We start from the raw sequence: 24,159 nt of genomic DNA on the forward strand, positions 1-24,159 counted from the left end.
TCCTCCTGCCATGACTCACGCAGATGTTCTAATTGTCGGTGCTGGTATTGTCGGCTTAGCCCACGCCCTAGCCTTTGCCAAACGCGGACAATCGGTCGTAGTGTTTGAACGCAATCCGCAAGCAATGGGCGCATCGATCCGTAACTTCGGCATGGTTTGGCCGATCGGGCAACCGCAGGGAACTCTCTACAATCGAGCGTTGAAATCTAGAGACATTTGGCTAGAGGTAAGTTCCAAAGCAGGCATTCATGCGCAAGAGTCCGGTTCGCTGCATGTGGCGCGTCGTACCGATGAACTGGCGGTGTTGGAAGAATTTGTAGCGAGTCATCCAAATCCTACATCGGTGCAGTTGCTTACACCCGCTCAAGCAATCGAAAAAAGTCCAGCCGTCATTAAAGACGGGTTGCTAGGAGCGCTGTGGAGTGCCACCGAAGTGATTGTCGATCCCAGAGAAGCGATCGCCAAATTGCCGGCTTACCTGTCAGACACCTACAGCGTTCAGTTCCACTTTGGCACAGCGGTTACAGCCATTGAGAATGGAACAGTGACAGCAGGTGGGGAGCACTGGACGGGCGATCGCATGGTGGTTTGCAGTGGAGCCGATTTTGAAACACTGTACCCTGAACTTTACGCCACCAGCGGCATCACCAAGGTAAAGCTGCAAATGATGCGATCGGTTCCCCAATCCCATGGGTGGCGCTTAGGAGCGGCTCTCTGCGGTGGACTGACGCTAACGCACTATAGCTCCTTTGCGCATTGTCCCTCGTTGCCCGCCCTCAAGGAACGGATTGCTAACGAAACACCGCACTTCCCACAGTGGGGCATTCATGTCATGATGTCGCAAAACGCACAGGGCGAGTTAATTATTGGTGATTCCCATGAGTATGGGTTAAGTCCAGATCCGTTCGATCGCACCGACATTAATCAGTATGTGTTGGAGTATCTGAAAGGGTTCGCTGATGTTCCCTCTTTTGAGATTGCCGCCACTTGGCACGGCGTCTATGCCAAACTCCCCGGACAGACTGAACTGATCCTGCACCCCGACGAGAAAGTGACGATTGTCAATGCGCTGGGCGGAGCCGGAATGACGCTTTCATTTGGACTAGCAGAAGAGAACTGCATTACGGCAATCGCTCAGCAATGACCGCATAAAACGGATCGCCCCCCGCCAGTCCCATCAATTGCAGCACACGTGGCAGAGTCGAAGGTCGCGCAATCACTTCCGGTTCGCTGAAGCCAGGCACCGCCGCAAAATAGCGCTTCACCAATTCCACCCGATCGCCCTCAGAGCCATCACGCCACGCCTGAATCGCTTTTTGATAAAACATCCGATTGGAAAAACTCACGATTGCAATCCCACCCGGTTTCAGGATGCGATAGATTTCGGCAAACACCGCTTCAGCCCGCTGAAGATACTGCACTGAAACGGTATTGAGCACCGCATCAAACGATCGATCGGGCAACGGCAACAACTGCATTTGGTTCAGATTTTGTACAAAGTAATGATCCAAACGAGGATTGCGGGCCAGTTCTTCTTCGTTGAGTCCGTGTCCTTCCACGTGCTCAAACTCCATCTCGTCTGGCAGGTGAGATACCCAACTGCTCATCAGGTCAAAGATGCGAGTGTTGGGCTTGAGGCGTTCTCGGTATAGATCAGTTAGTTGCTGAATGAACAGTTCATCGACATGCGTGACAAATCGCGGCATATCGTAGAACAGTGTATCGTCGGTTTCATCAAGTTTGGTGCGTTGAATAGGTTCTAGCATGATCACAGCATCTTCCTACTCTTCTAGTGTAGATAAAAGTTGCGAAATATTAAGCTGACCTGGTCCGCCAACGGTGATCAAGCCACTCCACCCTGCTGGTAAAGAATTTTCTATCAATTTGCTGTCAGACTGAGAAAAGTAGAATGTGCACATGAGTCTAACGGATCACGATCGCTACAGGTTGAGGTAGGGAGTCCCATGATTAAAATTCTTCATCTTTCCGATATTCACATGGGTAGCGGCTTTTCTCATGGGCGGATCAATCCAGAGACAGGACTCAATACTCGGCTAGAAGACTTTGCCCATACCCTCGGCCAGTGCATCGATCGGGCCCTGTTTGAACCTGTGGATTTAGTGTTATTCGGAGGAGATGCTTTCCCTGATGCCACGCCACCGCCGATCGTCCAAGAGGTCTTCGCCATGCAGTTTCGTCGCTTGGTGGATGCCCAGATTCCTACGGTGCTGCTGGTGGGCAATCACGATCAGCACTCGCAGGGGTTAGGAGGGGCCAGTTTGTGTATTTATCGCACTTTGGGCGTGCCGGGTTTTGTCGTGGGCGATCGACTGCAAACACATCGCATTCAAACCCGCAACGGCGACATTCAAATTATTACCCTGCCATGGTTAACTCGATCGACGCTGTTGACCCGTCCTGACACTGAAGGGCTATCGTTGGGCGAAGTCAATCAGTTGTTAGTCGATCGGTTGCGGGTGGCGTTAGAAGGGGAAATTCGTCGCCTCGATCCAGCCATTCCCACGGTGTTGCTGGCCCACCTAATGACTGATACTGCCCGCTTTGGAGCCGAACGATTTCTGGCCGTTGGTAAAGGCTTCACCGTTCCCCTGTCGCTGCTCACTCGTCCCTGTTTTGACTATGTGGCGTTGGGGCATGTGCATCGCCATCAGATTTTGGCAGAGCATCCCTACGTGGTATACCCTGGCAGTATCGAGCGAGTTGATTTCAGCGAAGAAGCCGAAGAAAAAGGGTTTGTATTGGTCGAAGTCGATCGCGGCCACACCAAGCTGGAATTCTGTCCGTTATCGGTGCGCCCCTTTCGTACCATTCGCGTCGATGTGTCTGAAGCAGAAGATCCACAAGCAGCGCTAGTGAAAGCGATCGCGGCAGAACCCATTCAAGAAGCAGTGGTGCGGCTAATCTATCACGTGCGATCGGAGCAGCTAGATCAGATTGATAGCAACGGGCTGCATCAAGCTCTCAGTATGGCTCATACTTACACCATTCATGCGGAATTGGTTAGTCAACTGGCACGGCCTCGCTTGCCGGAAATGGGCACAGGCACCACGATCGACCCGATGGAAGCCCTGAAAACCTACATTACTAATCAGCCCCACCTGTCGGATATTGCGATCGAAATGATGGAAGCGGCTCAAGCGCTGTTAACCCATCAGGCAGACAGCGAATGCTTCGCCCAACCAGAATGGGACGAGTGGCAGCAGAGCCTTGATTTTGCCGAGGTCGCGCCAACATCGGAGACCGAACCGTCTCAACTGCGGCTACTGTAGCTGCCCTGCCCTGCCAGCCCTCCATTCATCAAGCCACGAGCGTCACTATTCCGCTATCGAGATCATAGCGCCCGCCCACCAGTTTCAACTGACCTGACTGTATCCGCTCACTAACGAGGGACGATCGCTGTAATTGTTCCATCTGATAGCGCACATTGGCTGTTACTGCATTATCTATCGCATCGCCTGGCTGATCTTTAACGCGATCTACCGCTGGCAAAATCGCCTTCACAAACGTGCCAATTTCACCAGGGAGAGGTTGGTTCTGCACCGCTGCCGTCACAGCCCCACAACGCTCGTGCCCTAGCACCATCAACAGCGGAGTTTCTAGCAGTGCCACCGCATATTCAATACTGCCGATCGCCGCCGAAGTGGCAATATTACCCGCAATCCGCACATCAAAAATATCACCAATGCCCTGATCAAAGACAATCTCAGCCGAGACCCGCGAGTCAGCACAACTCAAGACAGTTGCAAAGGGATGTTGCGCCTGTGCCACTTCTCGCACCCGCACCTCCGTTTGATCCGGATGTTGGGGATGATGTTGGGCAAACCGTTGATTGCCTGCCATCAGCTTTTGCAAGGCTTCATCCGGGCTAAGGGACGGCAGGCCGATCGCCGATAAATCAGCCGCCTGTGCTGATTTTTGTTGCCACAGCCAACCACTCACAGTCGTCGCGAACCCAAATGCGCCGATCGATCCAATCTTTAAAAAATCACGACGGTGAATGAAATGATTGATATAGTTCATGACTTTATGACTCGATTTTTCAAGAAATAGAGATGTCAAAAATACAAAAATTGAGAGGTAGTGGGTAATGAGTGATAAAAAGAATTGAATAAAAGAGCGCTAGAACAGTGAGTTTCGATCGCCGCCGAAACCCTCGTACCTCACTGATTTCCTTTCACCAATCACCAATTACCGATTACCCCTTACCATTCCCCATCCTTCTCTGATTCACTTTTATTCAGAGCGACGCCACACACTTTACCGATCGAATCTCCATCACATCCGAGATATAACAAGTACCACCAAATTTGTTGAGCAAAGGGCGAACGTTTTCCACCACCGCCTTAATCTGCTCAGGCATACAGAAAGCAATGATATAAACATTGTCGAGCATAGTCATATCTAAATCTTCGCCAGCCCGTAAGCCTTTACCAGCCACATTGCGAATGACAGCATGTCCATGAACCCCTGATTTATCCAAGCTATCTAAAATCTTGCCAAGCTCGAAGGAGTTGGCAATGATTTCAATTTTTTTCACAAGATGCATGGGCTTACCTCCACAACAGGTTGATTCCGTATAAGTACAGCGGAATTCCCACAATGATGTTGAATGGGAACGTTACCGCTAGAGCCGTGGAAACGTACAGGCTAGGATTCGCTTCAGGCACTGTTAACCGCATCGCGGCTGGAACAGCAATATAAGAAGCACTGGCACATAAAACAGAGAACAAGAGTGCGTCTCCTTGGGGCATGTTGATGAATCGAGCGATGAGCAACCCAATGCCTGCATTGAGTATAGGAATTAGTATGGCAAACGAGATTAGAAAAACACCGGTTTTTTGTAAGTCTTTAAGTCTGCGGGCAGCAACCAAACCCATGTCCAGCAAAAAGAAGGTGAGCACCCCATAGAACATACCTTGTGTGAAAGGTTCTAACACTTGCCAGCCATGCTCGCCTGTTAACATACCGATTAGGAGGCTGCCAACCAACAGAAATACAGAACTGTTGAGGAAGGCTTCTTGCAGCACTTCCGACCAAGCAAATTCACGCTTTTCATCAACTGTGAAGAGATTGACTAAAATCAACCCGACGATAATAGCAGGTGACTCCATTAATGCTAAAGCAGCAACCATGTAGCCATCGAAATCAATATTCAGTTCTGTCAGAAAAGCACTGGCTGTAATGAAGGTGACAGCACTAATTGACCCGTATGTGGCGGCGATCGCCGCTGCATCATAGGTATCTAACTTGATTTTCAGAATAAAAAAGGTGTAGAGCGGCACAATGCAAGCCATCAGCATTGCTGCTAGCAGGGTGAGAAGCACTTCTTGCGTCACGCCGCTTTTCACCAGTTCTACGCCGCCTTTGAATCCGATCGCCAGCAATAGATACAGGGAAAAGAGTTTTGGAATGGGTGCAGGGATTTCTAAATCAGATTTGACTAGAACAGCCGTCATCCCTAAAAAGAAAAATAGAACGGGTGGGTTCAGGATATTGGATACGATCAAGCTGCCATCCATGTCCGTCCCCCCTGAGGCTGCGAAAGTCGAAGGTTTGCGAAACGTTGCATTGTGAAAAACAGATATAGCGATTGAACCATGATGTATCGTGTCCTGTTGCTTTACCCGGTGTCAATCAAATGACATCAACGGAATCATACGCTTAGGAAACGTCCAATTCATCAGGTTCAACCGCTGATTGTGGCGTCCTGTTATTGCATTTCGTTGTATTAAGTTAATTTACATTGGCGTAAACCGTCGTGGCCGACGGTGAAGCCAAGTCAGCTTCGTGGGATCGGGCTGTTCGCAGCGCCTGCAATTGGGTTTCTAGCTGGTTCTTAACCTCGTGTCGGAACGTGAAGAAGTGTTCTCCGGCTCCTAACGTCACAATGTAGTCATAGAGCAGTTGGGGTTTTGTCAAGGCAATGATCGCCAGTTGCCACCAAAAGCGGAAACGAGTCGATCGCACGACTCCCTGTCGCCAACAAATGGTCAAAAATAGCCGCAGTTCGTGATGAGTCAGGCGCGGCTTCCGCCAAGGCCGTTTCCCTGTCATTAGCTGAATGTGGTGAAACGTGCGTTTCAAGTAGGGCAATGGCTCATACAAGTTCCAGAATGTCTCGATAAATTCCGTGACAATTTCTTCGAGCGGACGAGTGGGCACAAAATTCATCAGCGATGTTTGCGACCCAGCGCTAATGAAATCTTGCAAGCGCCCTTCTTGTTTCAGGCGTTGCCACATCGCAGTATTCGGCAACGCTTGTAGCAGATTGAGATGGGCTTTGGAAATTCCAGTTTCTTCGACAAATTCCTGAATTCGCCGTCCGGCTCCGGGTTTCTCGCCGTCAAATCCTAAAATAAACCCAGACATAATTTGCAGCCCGGCTCGGGTAATTTTGTGGCAGGACTCCATCAACGAATGGCGTGTATTTTGTTCTTTGTGCGCTACCGTCAAACTGTCAACATCAGGAGTTTCAATCCCCATAAACACCATGGTGAAGCCCGCCTGCACCATCAAATCCAGCAGTTCATCATCCTCTGCTAAATTAAGCGATGCTTCAGTCAGCAGAATAAAGGGATAATCGTGCTGCTGCATCCAGGGAATTAATGCGCGTAGGAAAACTTTGGCATTGCGCTTATTGCCGATAAAATTGTCGTCAACGACAAACACGTAGCGCCGCCATCCCATACGGTAGAGCACCTCAAACTCTGCCAGCATTTGTTCTGGGGTTTTGGTACGGGGCTTGCGACCGTAGAGATTGATAATGTCACAAAATTCGCACTGAAACGGACAGCCACGAGAGAATTGCACCGTAATAGCCAAATAGGCATCCAGATTCAACAGGTCAAAGCGAGGAATGGGCGTTTGCGTCACATCGGGTTTTTCGATCGATCGAAACACACCCGTTTCATCGCCTCGCTCTAACGCTTCCAGGAATAGGGGAATCGTGCATTCACCTTCATCTAGAATCAGATAGTGTGCCCCAGCATTCAGCGCCACTTCAGGCACAGAGGTGGGATAGGGACCGCCCACGGCTACTTTTTTGCCCAACGCCACACCTTTCTGAATCAAATCACAGAAGTCTTGCTTTTGAATAATCATGGCCGAGATGATTACCAGATCACACCACTGCCAATCTGCATCGGTTTCAAACTGCACATTGCGATCGGCGAATCGGACCTCCCAACTAGTGGGTAACATGGCAGCTACGGTGATTAACCCAAGCGGCGGATTGGTAGCCCGTAACCCTGCCACATCCAAGGTTTCCTGGTAAGACCAGAAAGAATTTGGCATGATTGGCCAAAGGAGTAACGCTTTCATAGGAACTCCGGGGGCGAGAGATTGTCAAAAAGAATATTCAGCTCGCGACATCAAAAATCGCGATGATTTATTTGCTAATCTCTTGCAATTCCACCTATAAGTTCAACATTGTTTCATAATTCTTGACTCTATTAAGTTTTCTACTGTTTTTTAAACTCATCTTCAATTTTCTTGACTCTTGACTATTTGTTTTTGTGGATGGCTGGTTTTTTCACGGGTGAAGTGCGTGGTTTATGTGGAACGTGCAGAATGGATAAAAACTACTGAAGAATTCGCAATCTTACCAGCTTTGAACAAACCGCGATCGTTGGCAATAATTCTAGATTTGTGCCAATGCTTTCTGTGTGTATAGCCAATGCTCAAAAATAAGGGCAGGTTCAGCTTTGCTGAATACCACTTTCCTAAGTTACTCATGTGATTGCTTGTGAATGACCTAATTGAGATTGATTTGATTCAATTTGGCTGGGCGCTTGGTCTGATGGGCATTGCGATCGGGCTTTCAGCTTGGCAACAATTGGGGCTGGAATGGAATCTGGCGGTGGCAACGTTTCGTACCGTGATTCAACTACTAGCCATTGGTTACATTTTGGACTTTGTGTTTGCCTTAAATACACCCTGGGCTGTAATCGGTATTATCGGTATCATGGCTGTCATTGCGGCGATCGTGGCGCGCAACCGCATCAGCCAAAAAGTACCCCGACTGCTGCCGATTGTAGGCGGTTCCATTCTGATTGGCACAGCCCTCACCCTCAGCTACGTCATCCTGCTGGTTCTACAACCCGATCCCTGGTTTCAACCACAATACCTTGTGCCACTAGCAGGAATTATTTTAGGCAACGCTATGAATGCAGCGGCGATCGGTGGAGAGCGCTTGGTGAGTACCTTAAATGCCAGCCGCTTAGAGATCGAAACCCATCTCAGCTTGGGCGCTACCCCCAGACAAGCGACGGCTGCCTATCGCCGAGAAGCGATCAAAGCAGGACTGATTCCAACCCTCAATTCCATGATGGTGGTTGGCATTGTAACGCTCCCTGGCATTATTACTGGACAAATTCTCAGCGGCATCAATCCCCTCGATGCGGCTATTTACCAGATGCTAATTATGTTTATTTTGGCGATTGCGACTCTTGGTACTACCATGCTGCTGGTTCAAGGCATCTACCGCCAATTTTTCAATCAGGCTGCACAATTTATTCCTCATTAACCTCTAGCAATGCCTCCGTTTTCGCCCATCAGACACTTTAAGGCATTGCTCACAGTGTTGTGTATTTCACAAATCTAGTTCACGTCGTCCCTCTAGTGCCCGGGCTAGCGTCACCTCATCGGCGTATTCCAGATCGCCTCCCATTGGTAGCCCGAAGGCAATACGAGTAACTTTGGTAAAGGGCTTGAGCAACTGTCCTACATAAAGCGTAGTGGTTTCACCCTCAACACTAGGGCTAATGGCAAGAATTACTTCCTTGATGTCTTGTTTGCTGACTCGTCGCACCAACTGAGCAATGTTAAGTTGATCTGGGCCAATGCCATCCATTGGAGAAATCAAGCCACCTAGGACATGATACTTGCCTCGATACTCGCGGGTTTTTTCTAGGGCAATTACGTCCCGCGAATCAGCAACGACACAAATCACATGTGGCTCTCGGTTCGTGGCGCGGCAAATTTCGCAGACTGGTTCAGCTGATAGGTGAAAACAAACTGAACAAACTCCCACTTGTTGCTTAGCTTCTAAAATCGCTTGAGCAAGGGCTTGAGCGTCGGCTTCTGGACGTTTCAGAATATGCAGAGCAAGACGCTGAGCCGTTTTAGGCCCCACTCCTGGTAGCCGCTGTAACTGCTCAATCAATCGTGCTAATGGGCGCGTGTAAACTGTCAGATCTCCCCCTCGATCGTGTTATCGAACTCAATCTCCATCATAGCGAGTGCTAGCAAATTAACGTGATGCAGGTGACAGTGCGATTCCTGCAAGAATTTGGTTAAGAAGCTAACTTTTTCTTGCCATTGCCCCGGAGTTTTAGGTATTACCTTGAAAAGATATTACTGAAATAGTGCCTCGCTCAAGTACGCAAACATCATGAAACTCCTCAAGTCTTGTGCATTGATCCTAACGGCAACCGTGTTGCTCAGCGCTCCTAGCCATGCCCGCCGTCAACGTATAGGTACAGCTTGCTACAGCGTCGATGCTAAACGCGGATGGCAATATCTTCAGCTTTCAAATACCTACAGCCGTGTCGTAAGTATTCGAGGAGAGTGGACTGCTGATGTCTTAAACTTCGGGCGAGTGGGTCCAGGTGGACATACCGATATCATTGAAGAAGACTACAGCGGATTTAAGTACGATGCAACAGTTCCACTGGGTGCGTTGCTCATTGGTGCGCCTGGTTCACCCTACAGTTGGTTGAATGAACCGCAAACTCTCTCACAGCCTATTAGTAATGTGGCGATGCGAATTAACGATGATGACTTAGCCCTCGAAGATAATTTTGGGTCGCTTCAAGTTTGCTTCAGCAATTAGCCAGTAAACGACCAAGACCTTTACCGAGTCAATAGACCTACTAAAAAGCACCCCCTTTTGGGAGTGCCTTATTGCGGAGGACTAGACACTAACCGCGCTAGCCACTCACCCGTCACGAACCATCAACTAACCGTTGATTTGAGGAGTCGACAGCGCTACCGGAGCCGCCTCACCCGCCGCCAAGTCCAGCGGGAAGTTGTGCGCATTACGCTCGTGCATCACTTCCATCCCCAAGTTCGCACGGTTGAGAATGTCCGCCCACGTGCTCACCACACGCCCCTGCGAATCGATGATGCTCTGGTTGAAGTTGAACCCGTTCAGGTTGAACGCCATCGTGCTGATGCCCAACGCCGTGAACCAAATGCCAACTACCGGCCACGCACCCAAGAAGAAGTGCAAGCTCCGCGAGTTGTTGAAGCTGGCATACTGGAAAATCAGCCGACCAAAGTACCCGTGCGCTGCCACGATGTTGTAGGTCTCTTCTTCCTGCCCAAACTTGTAGCCATAGTTCTGGCTCTCGTTCTCGGTCGTCTCACGCACCAGCGAGGAGGTCACCAACGACCCGTGCATGGCGCTGAACAAGCTGCCGCCGAACACCCCAGCAACCCCCAGCATGTGGAACGGGTGCATCAGAATGTTGTGCTCAGCCTGGAACACGAACATGAAGTTGAACGTGCCGCTGATGCCCAAGGGCATGCCGTCTGAAAATGACCCTTGCCCAATCGGGTAGATCAAGAACACGGCTGTCGCCGCTGCTACTGGAGCCGAGTATGCCACGCAAATCCACGGACGCATGCCCAGGCGGTAGCTCAACTCCCACTCCCGTCCCATGTAGCAGAACACGCCAATCAAGAAGTGGAACACCACCAACTGGTACGGTCCGCCGTTGTAGAGCCACTCGTCGAGAGAGGCTGCTTCCCAGATCGGGTAGAAGTGCAAGCCGATGGCGTTCGATGACGGCACCACTGCACCAGAGATGATGTTGTTGCCGTACATCAACGACCCTGCCACGGGTTCGCGGATGCCGTCGATGTCTACCGGAGGAGCCGCGATGAAGGCGATGATGAAGCAGGTGGTAGCAGCTAGCAGGGTGGGGATCATCAGTACGCCGAACCAGCCTACGTACAGGCGGTTGTCGGTGCTGGTCACCCAGTTGCAGAACCGCTCCCACACACTGGCGCGTTCGCGCGTCTGTAATGCTGTTGTCATGGTTCCTATGAGTGCTTGATAGTTAACAATTTGAGGTAGGTCAATGAACTTACCATGATTGTTATCTTAGTATGTTTATTGATTTTTGTAAACAAGACTGAGAGCAAAAACTCATTTTTAATTTCATTACATAAATAAAATTGTGAGCGAATAATTTTCTCAAGTGAAAGTTTTTGAGGCGGACAAGACAAAGAATCTGAAAAAAAGAAGCGGTTGTAGCCGCCTCTTACAAGTTAATTTGAGCTAGAACTTTGCTATGGGATAGTTTTTTCAGCCGACGAGATTTAATTCTGGACGCAAGATGTCATTCAGAATAGATTCTGGACGCTGCTCGTGTTTCCAGGCAAAAGCATGACGAAAAGCCGCTTCTTGGCAAGCTTGCAGTTGCTCGAAGCCAATAATGTCGTGGGTTAGCAAGTTCTCATATTCAAACGGCAAGCGAACATTGTGCAGCCCAGCGTTATCAGTGCAGATGGCAATATCGACTCCGGCTTCAAAGCAGCGATCGAACACTACCTTTAACTGCTGAATGCTTTCCAAGGTTCCAGTTTTAAGGTAAGTAGTAGGACAAACTTCCAAGCATTGCCCCTGTCTGGCTAGCTGTGGCAAAAGTTCTGGATGCAGTAGCGGAATTTGAATACCGTGACCGATGCGCATGAGATAGGGCAGTAATTCTGGGTAGCAGCCTGCGGTAGTTTCATACAAATGTCCGGTTGTATTCAATCCTAGCGATCGAGCGTAACTGTAAAGGTGAATGTATTCATCGAGTCGTTCCCGATAGTGACCGTCTCCACCGGCAATATCAATCCCACAGACATACGGTTTCATTTGGGCGGCCAATTCCACGATCGCCTTATTCACTTCGTAGGGCAACCGGGAATGCATACAGAGAATTTGGCTAGTCACGATCGGATATTCGATCATCTGGCTAGCCTTGCCCACGACTTCAACAATATCAGCCATGCGATCGATTCGTTCTAACTGACTTAGGTGGTCAGGTGTTCTGAGATAGGGGGTGTATCTTAGTTCAAGGTAGGCAAGATTCTCAAAAACATAAGCTCCTCGCATTAACCGATAGATGAAATACGGAAGAGTCTCATCGGTTTGTACTTTTTCAACAAGGGTATGTAATTCAAGATATTCATCTAGGGTATTACGAGGGCGAGTGTAGAAATCCTCGAACGCTTCGTAATGGTCAAACGGTTGGGCCAAATCGGGTTGATTGCGCTGAAAGTAGCGCCATAAAACTCTGGGTACAACAGACCCACCCAGATGCCGATGCAACTCTGCGTATAAAGCCATAAGAACCTCGTTGATGTATTGTTTAGCTGTTTATGCAGTGTGTCTATTTGTTAACAAGTCGTTACCAAGCATGCGTGAAACTGTCGAAAGACTTGTTAAGCCAATACTGATTGCGATCGTGGCTAACCCTGAACCATTGAACAAGTCAAAGCAGACGATCGGCTCGAAATAAGTAAAACAATAGGCACCCTGGGTACATACAGGATGACAACTAGCAGCTACTTCGTTGAACTCTAAGCTTGTTCTTGGAGTTAACCCTAAAGGGTTGAAGCAGGTATTTAAGTTACTTAATATAACGACAATTGAAGGGAATGGACATCCACTAGCCAGGTGAGTTAGGAAGGAAAAGCGGTGATGCTTACGTCAAATTAGCTTTTGTTAAGATGTTGCCCTTTCGCCATGTCGATTGAAGTTCCTTCCCTAAAGTAGGAACTTTAGTGTAGTTCAGCGGTCTACAGAAAGGTAGCCGTAGTTGGCAGCACAGGGAATGACAGCATCTACCTCAACTTTGAGTCTATATGAGGGTTAACGTTAGATTTTCTACAGATCTAGTCAACAACATTGTGAATCATGCTTTAGCCCCCTTCATTGAATGAGACTTCAACGCTATGCATTCCCCGCTTATCCTTTCATCTATCGGTTTTGGAGTCATGGCAGTCATCGGGCTGCACAGTTGTGCTGTCCTCAAACCGCTTCCTTCGCCAACTGCGAATTCTCTAATTTCACCCTCCTCCTCAACAATGACACCCTTGATGATCGAACCGCAGGCGATCGTGGCTTGCCCTAGAGAATTTCAAGGATGGTCGTTGGTGAGAAGTTTTGAAACGGCGCACTATTTATTGGCGCTGTGTCAGCGGGGCGAGGCTATCTACTTAGTAGGGCAAGAAAAGAAAAAGGTAGAAGCGTTTATTACAGCCATGGCAAAAGTAGACGGGGAGAAGATTGTGGCAGAAGACGCGAAGCGGTTTTCCTATGAAATTCGCCAAGGTACGCTAACGGTTAAAAAAGCAGGCAACATCATTGTGCAAGAAGGAATTCAGTAGCCTCGTACCAGCTAGCTGATCGCTGAGACTCACGATAGACTGAATAAACCTGGCGTATCTGCCACTAGCTAAGAGGACTCAGCCCGTGGTTACATTCGTTTCGTTGCAGGATCGGTTGCTGGATACGATCGCCCCGTATCGCGATCGAGTAGATTACTTAGAGATTCGCCTGGAGCAAAGTGAATCTACACTAATTTCCTATCGAGGTGTGCACCTAGATGCGGTCGATCGCAGCTTTTCTCTCGTAGGTAATGCCCGTGCTTGTCACAACGGTGGCTGGAGCTTTGTTACCTTCAATGGGCTAACAGATTTAAAAGATCGCCTTGAAGATGCGATCGCTCAAGCTAAGCTGATTGGAAAAGAGACAACTCAGTTAGCGGAGATCGCTCCAATTCAAGATTATGTAGCCGTAGAATTTGGTCGCGATCCGCGTGGCATTGCTCTTGACACAAAACGCCAATTAATCGAGCACTACAATCGTCTATTGGTAGAGTTCGATCCGCGCATTCAAACTACGATGACCAGCTACAGCGATCGGTTCAAAACCACCTATTTTGCTAACTCGCTGGGAACCTGCATTGCCCAAGAACGGCTGGACGTGTCGGGGCGCTTTGGCGTAGTGGCCAAGGGGGCAGACGGGCTGGTGCGGCAAGGGTTTGAGTCGGTGCATTCGCGATCGGACTATGCCGCTTTAGAAGGATTAGAGGCTCAGGTTGTCCAGGCGGCCGATCGGGCAGTGCGGCAGCTAGATGCGAAACCAGTGAAAGGCGGTCAGTATACAGTGATTCTCGATCCGTATCTGACAGGTGTTTTTATCCATGAAGCCTTTGGGCATTTGTCAGAAGCAGATTTTGTTTACGAAAACCCACGCATGCAAGAGTTGCTGGTGCTGGGTAAACCGATGGCAATTCCGCAACTGAACGTGGTTGACGATGGCACAATACCGGATCTGCCTGGTTCCCTCAAATATGACGACGAGGGCGTACCGACGCAGCGCAAGTATTTGATCAAGGACGGAATTTTGACGCAACGGCTGCACAGTCGCGAAACCGCCGGAAAAATGCAGGAAGCTCCAACTGGTAACGCTCGCGCTATCAGTGCCATGCACCCACCGATCGTTCGTATGACCAATACGGGTATTGAAGCAGGAGACGCCACGTTTGAAGACATGATTCGTGATATTGCAGAAGGGGTATATGCTGTGCGAATGCTGGGTGGGCAAACTAATGGGGAAATGTTCACGTTCTCTGCGGCTGAAGGCTACATGATTCGTGATGGCAAGCTGGCAGAACCTGTGAGTGATGTGACATTGACAGGAAACGTGTTTCAAACCCTCAAGGATATTGAGGCGATCGGCAATGATTCGGTTTACAAAAGCGGTGGTTGTGGCAAAGGCGGTCAATCTCCGTTGCCCGTGAGTACAGGCGGACCCCATGTACGTATCAACAATGTTGTGGTTGGTGGCCGGTAATTGGGAGTTGAGAGTCGGGAGTCGGGAGTCGGGAATTAGGGGTTGGAGGTGAACCGAACAGCTAAAGGACGATCGATCGATCGCTACAAATACCACAGTCTACCGCGCCATTCATTGATTGTCTGTGCCACTCTAGTGCAGAATGCCGCAAATTTAGGTGGACTGTGCCGCACTTGCGAAGCGTTCCGTCTGGAAGCATTGGTAATAGCAAATTTAGCAATAACCCAAACTCCAGCCTTTCGCAATGTAGCTGCATCAGCGGATCGGTGGCAGCCGCTCGTCGCTTGTTCAGTTGAGGGGTTGACCGATTGGTTAGACCAAAAACATCAAGCAGGATACCGTTTAATTGGGCTGCACGTTGATGCTAATGCTATTTCGCTCACCAAGTTTGCCTTTCCTCGCCGATCGGTGCTGGTATTGGGGCAAGAGTTAACTGGAATTCCCCAATCGGTGCTTCGTTTCTGTCATGACAGTGTCAAAATTCCCCAGTCAGGATTGGTCGAGTCACTGAATGTGCAAACAGCGGCAGCGATCGCCATGTACGAATATGGGCGGCAACACGCCGGACACTCTTAGCTAGCTTGATACTGCTCTAGGGTATGTTTTTCCCACAGCGATCGATACAGACCTGGTTGCTCAATCAGTTCAGCATGAGTTCCCGACTGAACAATCTTTCCCTGATCTAACACCAAAATTCGATCGGCAGTGGCAGCAGCAGAAAGTTGATGCGAGATGAAAATCACGGTTTTGCGACGGGTTCCTTCTGATAAGTTGCGCAAAATTTCAGTGGCCGTTTGGTTGTCTACGCTAGACAGGGCATCGTCCAAGATCAGCACGGGGGCGTCCACTAGCAACGCTCTCGATAACGCTGTGCGTTGCCGCTGGCCACCGGACAAGGTGATTCCCCGCTCGCCCACGATCGTTTTGTATTGTTGGGGAAAATTCAAAATTTCTGGATGAATTTGTGCTTGTTTGGCGGCATATTCGACTTCGGGCTGTTCGCTAAACGGCTCGCCATAGCGAATGTTGTTTTTGATGGTGGTGCTAAACAGAAAACTTTCCTGCGGCACGTAGGCGATCGCTCCTCTTAAATCCTTGAGGCGAATCTTGGTGATATCCTGTCCATCTAAAAATAGTTGTCCTGGTGCTACATCAAGCAAACGCGGCAACAGATTGGCCAACGTGGATTTTCCGGAACCGATCGGCCCCACTACAGCCACCGTTTCGCCTGGTTCAATGGAAAAACTGAGGCGATCGAGGGCCGGAGTTTGGGCATCGGGATAGGTGTAAGTGAGATGATGAGCACACACCCAGCCCCGCACCTCCGATTTAGGCAAAACAATGGCATCAGGTTCGTCTTTAATTTGCGGCTCAGTAGACAAAATTCCTTCCAAGCGATCGACGCTGACCTCTCCACGCTGATAAGCCGTAATAGTGAACCCTAGTAAAGCCGTAGGAAACACAAGTCGTTCAGCAAACAGCAGCAATGCTACGAAATCCCCAACGCTGAGAGTATTATTGGCGATTGATCCGGTACCCAGTGCTAGGATTGCTAATTGGCTAATGCTAGCTAGCCCCCGCAACAGGGGAAACAGCGTATTCTGGGTTTTAGACAGTAGCAGATTGGCCTTCAATAATTGCTGGTTCAGTTGTCGAAAGGCGCGTCGTTCATTCTGTTCTTGTGCATAGATTTTGATCAGCGCCATGCCACTCATGTCTTCTTGAATCAGATCGCTGAGGTTAGCGGTTTCCTGCTGCACCTGTAATTGCTGGTTACGTAAGCGCCGACTGAATAGCTGCACCAGAATCAGAATGCAAGGATAAACGGCCAGCGCCACTAGGGTTAAGCGAACGCTAATGCGCAACATGGCAGGAAGTGTCAGGGTATAGGCAAACACCATGTTGGCCAAACTGAGGATGGCAAAGCCCATTAACCGCCGGATATTATCGACATCACTGGTGGCACGACTAATTAGATCGCCTGGTGTATTGGTGCTGAAGTAGTTTGGTTCTAGGGTCAACAAATGCTTAAAAATCTTCTGCTTTAAATCAAACTCCACCTGTCGTCCCACTCCAAACAGCAGCACACGCGATGCCATCCGTACCACCCACATCACCGAAGACAGCCCCAGAATCAAAAGTGCATAAAACACAACCCGATCGAGGCTGAAGGTGGATTGCAGTTCGTCTAATCCATCTCGAATCAAGAGCGGAATATAAACCCCGATCGCATTGACAATGAATAGCGAAAAAATTCCCATTGCCGCTGGACGCCAATGGGGACGTAGGTAGCTGCCAAGTTTTCTTAAGCGAGAGTAAGCCATCGTGAGGAGAGGGAATGAGAGAGTGGTGAGGGAAAGGCTAAAGGCTGAATGAATCGTCTTATTCCTCCTGTCCTTTATCTTTCTCTTTAGTCCTCAAGCTTACACACTCAACGGATCTTGTAACCACCCCCGCATGAAGTAGTAAAGCCAGGCAAAATATTCGTCGATGACCCGAGTGGTAATGGTCAAGGCTTCGGCATTGGGAATGAGATCGGTGATGGCAGCCAGCCGCAACCCTCCCTGAAGTTGGAATACATAAAAATCAGTGGGACGGGCGGTTACATCAAAAGCTAGGTTGTGGAAGGTGGAAACGGCTCGTCGCAGCGTTAAAGCAGGTGTGACGAGAATAACTGGGATGACGGTACTGGCTCGGGGGCTACTGGAGCGTAAGCGGCGCACGTCTCCATTGCATACTGCAAAAATTTCACATTCGTCTACGGCTCCCGGTCCCAAAAGCAGGCGGCGGACTGCGATCGCACTACTACGGGGATCAAAGCCTTCATTATCTACACGAATTTGTTCAGCAGGAATTCCCAATCGTCCCAGATATGCATTAATCGCCTGAGCAGACGTAACGCCCGGTTGCGCTAGGATGGCTTGCGGCCCAGCACTGACAATGATTAAGGGCGCACTTCCTCGAGTCGCTTGTTCGCTATAAAGCTGAGCCGCAAAGTTGAGCCGCGATTCTAAAGACACACTCAGCCCATTCACCGTATTACTGAGTTGAGTGCGGACCCGATAGGCCGGATCGGTGGGTAGGGTTCCATCCCCTAATACAACGATCGCCTGCACACTTCCGGCTGGGCGTTGACCTATTTCCAGTGCCGTTCGTTGTTCGGTTTGGGCCGTCAGTAAGTAGGCCGTCAGCGGCAAGCTGGTGAGAAACAAAATGAGAAAAGCAGACGTGACTTGCGGCACGCCAATTGTAGCTTTCGCTTTTCCACCAAATATTGGATAAGTGCGGCTGAGGGCGTAGCCTAGCAACAGCAAAGACAATCCCAACGGTCGCAGCGGAAAGGAAATAATGCCCCAGAGAATGCCAGCCGTGCGGTTATCGGGGGTAAAAAATACTGACGCCAGCACAAATAGCAGCACCAGTAGACCTAACCAGGTGAGGTAAAAGCGTGGAACCAGATTCCACAGAACGAATCGAATCAAAAAGAAAATTCCAATCAGAAGTAGGATCTGAGTGATTAATTCAGGCATTCCAGTCTCTCCTTACACTGCCCCAATGGATTCGTTTGCTCAGCATGGCATTCTAGAAACACAAACCTGTTTAACTCTAATCAAAGACTGAAGAAAGCAATCACCGATCGGAAAAATTTTTTAGGAAATTTTGATAACGGTTAACCTGGACGCAGTTGCCCCTTAGCAAACCAGTGCTCAAGCCCGCCCTTCAACGTCTGATTACAAAAAAGCAAAAAGGGCGGAGAGCCGCCCTTCTAAATGAGTGAATTGATGAGGTGACAGTGATTCGGTGACAATCGCCTCAGGCTGCTCAACCCAAAATGCACTCCCCTATACGTTTGTACAAATGAGATCAAGATCAGTAAGCTCCAGAGCGCGTCACGATGATAGCGATCGTCTTGAAAATGATCTCCAGATCATACAAGGGCGACCAGCGATGTTGGTAGCGTAGATCTAGATTGACAATTTCCTCAAAGTCCTTAATGGCAGAGCGTCCATACACTTGCCACTCGCCGGTTAAGCCTGGTTTCACATTCAACCGTTTCCAGTGATGCGCGCTATAACGGCTGACCTCATCATGGGTTGGGGGACGAGTGCCTACCAAACTCATGTGCCCCAGCAACACATTCCAAAATTGCGGAAATTCATCCAGGCTGGTTTTGCGTAAAAACCGCCCTACGCGAGTAATTCTTGGATCATTTTTATTTTTAAAGATTAGCCCTTTGGCTTCGTTGGGAACCGTTGCTTTCAGTTCATCCGCATTCTGTACCATCGATCGAAATTTACGTAGGATAAACCGTTGTCCGCGCAGGCCATATCGTTCTTGCCGATAAAAAATAGGCCCGGGGCTATCCAGCTTAATCAGGAGGGCTAACGGAACAAAAATCACCGCAAAAATAGCTAGTCCAATTAACGCACCAATGATGTCGAGCAATCGTTTAAAGACGGACGAAGTAGATGGGTGAGGCACCTCTGACAGGAAAATAGAGGAGGTATCTGCGCTGCCCGTCGTATCAGAGACGAGGTAGTCAGTCATTGTATGAACAGCCTGTATCACAGAATTAGAGAGTGGGCTTAGGTATTGCTACAGGGACTATACAACGGGAGTCCGAGCGTAACCAATCAGAAGACGACAGCCTTTGCCAAAACTTTGCACCATTTCGGAAAGAATCCCTTATCTTCATAGAAGCTTCACAAATTCAATTTGAAGTTTCTTGAGGAAATTACCGAAATATGAAATAACTGTTGCAATTTATCGCACGCAACTACATCGCAACTTACGGAAGCGGCGATCGGACGTAACTCAATTCAAACTCACCGATAGCAATCTTCGAGAATGTTTTCTAACGATGTACCACGCTAGACAAATTGAACAACATGCACACAGCGGTGTGGTTCGACACGCTTCATCAAAACTTTAAAATAAACCACCCTAACATCAAGAAACAGCACTCGATGCTAATGCTGTTCTGTGCCAACTACGCCGATACTGAACTCAAATTTCCTACCATTCCACCTGTCCTCCGGATCAAATGGTAAGAAGTCAGAGACTATGAGTTGAACTTGCGTTGAAGTTTACGCAATGATTTTGACCGACTGTGAGAGGATGGGAAGACTCCATCTGAAGCCTAACCTGCCCCTGCTATGCATCGTCTAACTGCCACGCCTGGAGGATGGACGCCTGAGACCGATGGCGTCATTGTCATTGAACAACGAAAAGCACCGATCGTCTATCTAACTGCCGCCGATACGGATGTTCAGTTGCTTGCCAGCGCATCGAGGCGATTACCGGAGGGGTTTCCCGACATGCGGGTGGCTAGCCTGCTTCAACTCCAACAGCACTTTACCATCGATGCATATGCCGCAGATGTGCTGTCATACACGAAGGCGATCGTAGTACGGCTATTAGGTGGACGAACCTACTGGCCCTACGGGCTAGAAGTGCTTAAACAAACTACTGAGCAAACTGGCGCAGCACTGCTGGTGTTGCCGGGTGACGATCGCCCTGATTTTGAGCTAATGAGCCATTCCACAGCCCCCCTCGCCGTAGTCGATCGATTGTGGCGCTATTTCATCGAAGGCGGTGTTGAAAATATGGTGCGAGCGCTTCAGTTTGTCGCCGATGTGGGATTGGGAACCAGCTACAATCCCCTTCCTCCTCAACCTATCCCTCGCGTCGGTTTGTACCACCCTCCACTCCGGACTCCCCACTTCCCCCTCTCCACCCCTCAGGTTGGCATCCTGTTCTACCGCGCCCATTACCTAGCTGGAAATACTGCCCCGATCGACGCATTGTGTCAAGCCTTGATCGATCGCCAGTTTCAGCCTATCCCTGTGTTTGTTTCATCCCTGCGAGATGCTGAGGTGCAAGCAGACTTATTGGATTATTGGTCTAATAAGTCTAATCATGGGAATAAGCCGATTCAAATCTTGCTGAACACAACCAGTTTTTCACTGGCCAAGCTAGACGCTGAAACTCCCAATCTAGATCTGTGGCAACAGTTAGATGTGCCAGTGCTTCAGGTGATCTTCAGCAGCAGCACAGCCGAACAGTGGCAGTCGCAAACACGAGGGCTTTCACCACGAGATCTTGCGATGAACGTGGCCCTGCCAGAAGTCGATGGACGTATTATCAGTCGAGCCGTTTCGTTCAAAGCAGTGCAGTCCCATGATGCTGCCTTAGAAACCGATGTGGTTCACTATCAACCAATCACCAATCGGATTGAGTTTGTAGCAGACTTAGCTGCCAACTGGGTTCGTCTCCAGCAAACACCCGTGTGCGATCGCCGCATTGCCCTAATTTTGGCCAACTACCCCACTCGCGATGGTCGCCTAGCCAACGGTGTGGGGCTTGATACCCCCGCTAGCTGCGTTGAAATTCTGAAAGCACTCCAGCAGCAAGGCTATACCGTCACCGATATACCCGCAACCGGAGACGAACTCATTCAACGTCTTACTACAAGCATCACTAACGATCCCGAAGGGTACAATTTGCGATCGATTCCACAAACCCTATCCTGGGACACCTACCAAACCTTCTTTCACGCTCTACCAAAATCTATCCAGCAAGGCATCAACGATCGATACCCCTCTCCTCATTCCCGACTCCCCATTCCCGGCATTCAACTCGGCCACATCTTCGTCGGCATCCAGCCCGCACGAGGCTACGATCGCGATCCCAGCTTGAACTACCACGCCCCCGATCTAGAACCAACTCATGAATATCTGGCGTTCTATCATTGGCTGCGGCAAGAATTTGGGGCACAGGCGATCGTCCATGTAGGCAAACATGGCAATTTGGAATGGCTACCCGGTAAAGGCGTGGCCTTATCTCAAGAATGCTATCCAGAAGCCGCCTTCGGCCCGATGCCGCATCTGTATCCATTTATTGTCAACGATCCAGGGGAAGGTTCCCAAGCCAAACGTCGATCGCAGGCTGTGATTCTCGATCACCTGACACCCCCCATGACCCGCGCCGAACTGTATGGGCCCTTACAGCAGCTTGAAGCACTCGTCGATGAATACTATGAAGCCCAAAGCCTCGATCCAACGCGATTGCCAATTTTGCGCGATCGAATTCTTCAGTTGATGCAACAGGAAAACTTGCATCAGGAGATTGGCAGCAGAAGGCAAAAAGTCATCGATGTAGATCCAGCAGCATTCACCCCCCAATCCTTAACCCCCGACCCTCAACTTCTCTCTTCATGGTCTGAATTTCTCGCTCAAACCGATGGCTATCTCTGCGAGCTAAAGGAAGCTCAGATTCGCGATGGGCTGCACATTTTTGGGCAATGTCCCCAAGGACGCCAACTGCGAGATTTAATCGTGGCGATCGCTCGGCATCCAGGGTCGGGACGACTGGGATTGACCCGCGCGATTGCTAAAGACTGGGACTTGGCGATCGATCCATTGACGGCAGAGCTAGGGGAAGGTTGGGAAGTAGAAGGGAATCGGGAGTCGGGAATCGGGAAGGGGGAACCGGAACTCGCTGCGTGTCGCACGGTGGGAGATGTGGTGGAACGGTTGGAACAGGAAGCTGCCCGCTGCATCGAAACCCTCCTCACTTCCCCCTCTCTATGCCCCACCCCTGCCCCCCCAACCTCCAACACCGACCTCGAACTTACCTGGATTCGCGATCGCCTCTTGCCAGCCCTGCAACAAACCGATCAGGAAATCACGAATCTGCTGCGTGGTCTCAATGGTCAGTATGTGCCCAGTGGTGCTTCGGGTGCACCAACTCGTGGCCGGCCAGAAGTGCTGCCTACTGGGCGCAATTTTTATTCGGTGGATATTCGCGCCATTCCCACCGAAAGCGCCTGGGACGTGGGCCGCAAGGCTGCTGAAACGCTGATTGAATACTATGTGCAGGAACATGGCGAGTATCCTAGAACGCTGGCGTTGTCTGTGTGGGGAACGTCCACCATGCGCACGGGAGGTGATGATTTAGCGGAAGCCTTTGCTCTGTTAGGAGTGCAACCTGTCTGGGATGGGGCAGCCCGACGAGTCGTAGACTTTGAAATTCTGCCGATCGCCCATTTGGGACGACCGCGAGTGGATGTAACCTTACGAATTTCTGGATTCTTTCGTGATGCGTTTCCCAATTTGATTGACTTATTTCATCAGGCGGTGGCGGCGGTAGCAGCATTGGATGAGCCGATCGATCAAAATCCCCTTGCGGCACAGGTACAGCAAGAGACGCAGCAGTGGCAAACCCAAGGATTATCCTTCGAGCAAGCCAGCCAACGATCGCTTTACCGTATCTTTGGTTCTAAACCAGGAGCCTATGGAGCGGGGCTGCAAGGATTAATTGAGGCACAAAACTGGACCGATGATACCGATCTAGCGCGGGCTTACATTCACTGGAGCAGCTATGCCTACACCGGACAAGGTGAGGGACGATCGGCTCCCGATGCGTTTGAGCACCGGCTGCGCCACCTGCAAATTGTGTTGCACAACCAGGACAACCGGGAACATGATCTGCTCGACTCGGATGATTATTATCAATTTCAGGGAGGTTTAACCGCCGCTGTGCGATCGCTCACAGGGCAAAATCCTCAGACCTATTTTGGCGATCATGCTCAACCTGAAAGGCCAAAAGTTCGCCAACTTAAAGCAGAAATTGCGCGAGTATATCGATCGCGGGTAATTAATCCCAAGTGGATTGCTGGGGTGATGCGGCATGGCTACAAAGGAGCCTTTGAAATGGCCGCAACGGTCGATTATTTATTTGCCTATGATGCAACAGCGCATTGCGTCGAAGATTACATGTATCAAGGGGTGGCCCAAGCCTATCTCTTTGACCCACAGGTACAGGCATTCATTCAGCAGAAAAATCCTTGGGCCTTGCGTGATATGGCTGAACGCCTGCTAGAAGCTCATCAACGCGGGCTGTGGCAATCCATTGATTCAGCTACCCTAGAGCAACTCCGCTCGATTGTGCATCAGGCTGAAGGAGCGATTGAAACCAGGTAATCCCAACGCTTCTAGGAGAGACTATACCGCTGGAAAAATTAACTATCTGTTTCCGTCCCCTTGCGGGGAAAGGGTTATATCGAACCCGTCCCCGCGCCGCCCTCCGCGCCCTCGCCGCGACCTCGCCGTTTCCGTCCCCTTGCGGGGAAAGGGTTATATCGAACGTAGGGGTTTCGGGTTACATAGGGTACGCCATTCATTCTGTTTCCGTCCCCTTGCGGGGAAAGGGTTATATCGAACGTGACGTTTAACGTACCCTTCTTGAGTGGTACACAGGAAGTTTCCGTCCCCTTGCGG

Annotated in this window: 19 protein-coding genes and 1 CRISPR repeat array (1 of these 20 cut by a window edge); of the genes, 8 read left to right on the forward strand and 11 right to left on the reverse strand. The window is 49.9% G+C overall.

Features of this window, described 5'->3' with window-relative positions; all coding sequences use genetic code 11:
• The first annotated feature begins 10 nt into the window (after window positions 1-10).
• Window positions 11-1,144, forward strand: coding sequence for a TIGR03364 family FAD-dependent oxidoreductase (locus tag OXH18_RS22010; RefSeq protein WP_268609624.1), 1,134 nt, complete (start codon window positions 11-13; stop codon window positions 1,142-1,144).
• Here the strand turns inward: OXH18_RS22010 and OXH18_RS22015 are convergent.
• Entirely contained in the window at window positions 1,122-1,769 is a 648-nt protein-coding gene (locus OXH18_RS22015) for a class I SAM-dependent methyltransferase (protein ID WP_268613234.1), read from the reverse strand. The two genes, OXH18_RS22010 and OXH18_RS22015, sit on opposite strands and share 23 nt — an antisense overlap.
• A 195-nt stretch (window positions 1,770-1,964) precedes the next feature.
• Between OXH18_RS22015 and sbcD the strand changes: the two genes are divergently transcribed.
• Window positions 1,965-3,290 (forward strand): exonuclease subunit SbcD, encoded by a 1,326-nt coding sequence (gene sbcD, locus OXH18_RS22020; RefSeq protein WP_268609625.1) that lies wholly within the window; start codon window positions 1,965-1,967, stop codon window positions 3,288-3,290.
• A 28-nt stretch (window positions 3,291-3,318) separates the two neighbouring features.
• Here the strand turns inward: sbcD and OXH18_RS22025 are convergent, their stop codons facing one another.
• From OXH18_RS22025 to OXH18_RS22040, 4 genes are all read right to left on the reverse strand, one after another.
• Window positions 3,319-4,041, reverse strand: a complete 723-nt coding sequence (locus tag OXH18_RS22025; RefSeq protein WP_268609627.1) for a carbonic anhydrase — start codon at window positions 4,039-4,041, stop codon at window positions 3,319-3,321.
• A 217-nt stretch (window positions 4,042-4,258) separates the two neighbouring features.
• Window positions 4,259-4,567 (reverse strand): P-II family nitrogen regulator, encoded by a 309-nt coding sequence (locus tag OXH18_RS22030; protein ID WP_268609628.1) that lies wholly within the window; start codon window positions 4,565-4,567, stop codon window positions 4,259-4,261.
• Window positions 4,568-4,571: 4 nt separating this feature from the next.
• Window positions 4,572-5,540: a sodium-dependent bicarbonate transport family permease gene (locus OXH18_RS22035; RefSeq protein WP_268609629.1), complete on the reverse strand. Its 969-nt coding sequence runs from the start codon at window positions 5,538-5,540 to the stop codon at window positions 4,572-4,574.
• A 214-nt stretch (window positions 5,541-5,754) separates the two neighbouring features.
• On the reverse strand, window positions 5,755-7,341 hold the full coding sequence (locus OXH18_RS22040) for a B12-binding domain-containing radical SAM protein (RefSeq protein WP_268609630.1): 1,587 nt from the start codon (window positions 7,339-7,341) through the stop codon (window positions 5,755-5,757).
• A 424-nt stretch (window positions 7,342-7,765) separates the two neighbouring features.
• Here OXH18_RS22040 and OXH18_RS22045 point away from each other — a divergent pair, with 424 nt between their 5' ends.
• Window positions 7,766-8,545, forward strand: a complete 780-nt coding sequence (locus OXH18_RS22045; RefSeq protein ID WP_268609632.1) for an ABC transporter permease — start codon at window positions 7,766-7,768, stop codon at window positions 8,543-8,545.
• Window positions 8,546-8,611: 66 nt separating this feature from the next.
• Here the strand turns inward: OXH18_RS22045 and recR are convergent, their stop codons facing one another.
• The gene (gene recR, locus OXH18_RS22050; protein WP_268613235.1) at window positions 8,612-9,214 is read right to left on the reverse strand and encodes a recombination mediator RecR; all 603 of its coding nucleotides are present in this window, start codon (window positions 9,212-9,214) and stop codon (window positions 8,612-8,614) included.
• A 198-nt stretch (window positions 9,215-9,412) separates the two neighbouring features.
• On the opposite strand from recR, the gene OXH18_RS22055 reads away from it, so the two are divergent.
• On the forward strand, window positions 9,413-9,853 hold the full coding sequence (locus OXH18_RS22055) for a hypothetical protein (protein WP_268609633.1): 441 nt from the start codon (window positions 9,413-9,415) through the stop codon (window positions 9,851-9,853).
• 126 nt (window positions 9,854-9,979) lie between these two features.
• Here OXH18_RS22055 and psbA read toward each other — a convergent pair whose 3' ends face one another.
• Together psbA and OXH18_RS22065 are read right to left on the reverse strand one after the other, a co-directional pair.
• Window positions 9,980-11,062 (reverse strand): photosystem II q(b) protein, encoded by a 1,083-nt coding sequence (gene psbA, locus OXH18_RS22060; RefSeq protein ID WP_268608835.1) that lies wholly within the window; start codon window positions 11,060-11,062, stop codon window positions 9,980-9,982.
• Between the two features lie 270 nt (window positions 11,063-11,332).
• Window positions 11,333-12,364 carry an adenosine deaminase gene (locus OXH18_RS22065; protein WP_268609634.1) on the reverse strand — a complete coding sequence of 344 codons (1,032 nt, stop codon included), beginning with the start codon at window positions 12,362-12,364 and terminating at the stop codon, window positions 11,333-11,335.
• 740 nt (window positions 12,365-13,104) lie between these two features.
• Between OXH18_RS22065 and OXH18_RS22070 the strand changes: the two genes are divergently transcribed.
• From OXH18_RS22070 to OXH18_RS22080, 3 genes are all read left to right on the forward strand, one after another.
• The gene (locus tag OXH18_RS22070) at window positions 13,105-13,407 is read left to right on the forward strand and encodes a hypothetical protein (RefSeq protein ID WP_268609635.1); all 303 of its coding nucleotides are present in this window, start codon (window positions 13,105-13,107) and stop codon (window positions 13,405-13,407) included.
• A gap of 103 nt (window positions 13,408-13,510) precedes the next feature.
• Window positions 13,511-14,878, forward strand: a complete 1,368-nt coding sequence (locus tag OXH18_RS22075) for a TldD/PmbA family protein (protein WP_315874778.1) — start codon at window positions 13,511-13,513, stop codon at window positions 14,876-14,878.
• A gap of 48 nt (window positions 14,879-14,926) precedes the next feature.
• The gene (locus OXH18_RS22080; protein WP_268609637.1) at window positions 14,927-15,454 is read left to right on the forward strand and encodes a TrmH family RNA methyltransferase; all 528 of its coding nucleotides are present in this window, start codon (window positions 14,927-14,929) and stop codon (window positions 15,452-15,454) included.
• Here OXH18_RS22080 and OXH18_RS22085 read toward each other — a convergent pair.
• From OXH18_RS22085 to OXH18_RS22095, 3 genes are all read right to left on the reverse strand, one after another.
• Window positions 15,451-17,202: an ABC transporter ATP-binding protein gene (locus OXH18_RS22085; protein ID WP_268609639.1), complete on the reverse strand. Its 1,752-nt coding sequence runs from the start codon at window positions 17,200-17,202 to the stop codon at window positions 15,451-15,453. The genes OXH18_RS22080 and OXH18_RS22085 overlap by 4 nt on opposite strands.
• A gap of 99 nt (window positions 17,203-17,301) precedes the next feature.
• Window positions 17,302-18,408: a YdcF family protein gene (locus OXH18_RS22090; protein WP_268609641.1), complete on the reverse strand. Its 1,107-nt coding sequence runs from the start codon at window positions 18,406-18,408 to the stop codon at window positions 17,302-17,304.
• Between the two features lie 340 nt (window positions 18,409-18,748).
• Window positions 18,749-19,426 carry a sugar transferase gene (locus OXH18_RS22095; protein WP_268609643.1) on the reverse strand — a complete coding sequence of 226 codons (678 nt, stop codon included), beginning with the start codon at window positions 19,424-19,426 and terminating at the stop codon, window positions 18,749-18,751.
• Between the two features lie 608 nt (window positions 19,427-20,034).
• Between OXH18_RS22095 and cobN the strand changes: the two genes are divergently transcribed.
• Window positions 20,035-23,862 (forward strand): cobaltochelatase subunit CobN, encoded by a 3,828-nt coding sequence (gene cobN / locus OXH18_RS22100; RefSeq protein ID WP_268609644.1) that lies wholly within the window; start codon window positions 20,035-20,037, stop codon window positions 23,860-23,862.
• 48 nt (window positions 23,863-23,910) lie between these two features.
• Window positions 23,911-24,159: a CRISPR direct-repeat array (repeat unit 37 nt; unit sequence GTTTCCGTCCCCTTGCGGGGAAAGGGTTATATCGAAC) (it continues 1,457 nt past the right edge of the window).

The organism is Thermocoleostomius sinensis A174 (assembly GCF_026802175.1).
GTDB classification, from domain to species: Bacteria; Cyanobacteriota; Cyanobacteriia; order Elainellales; family Elainellaceae; genus Thermocoleostomius; species Thermocoleostomius sinensis.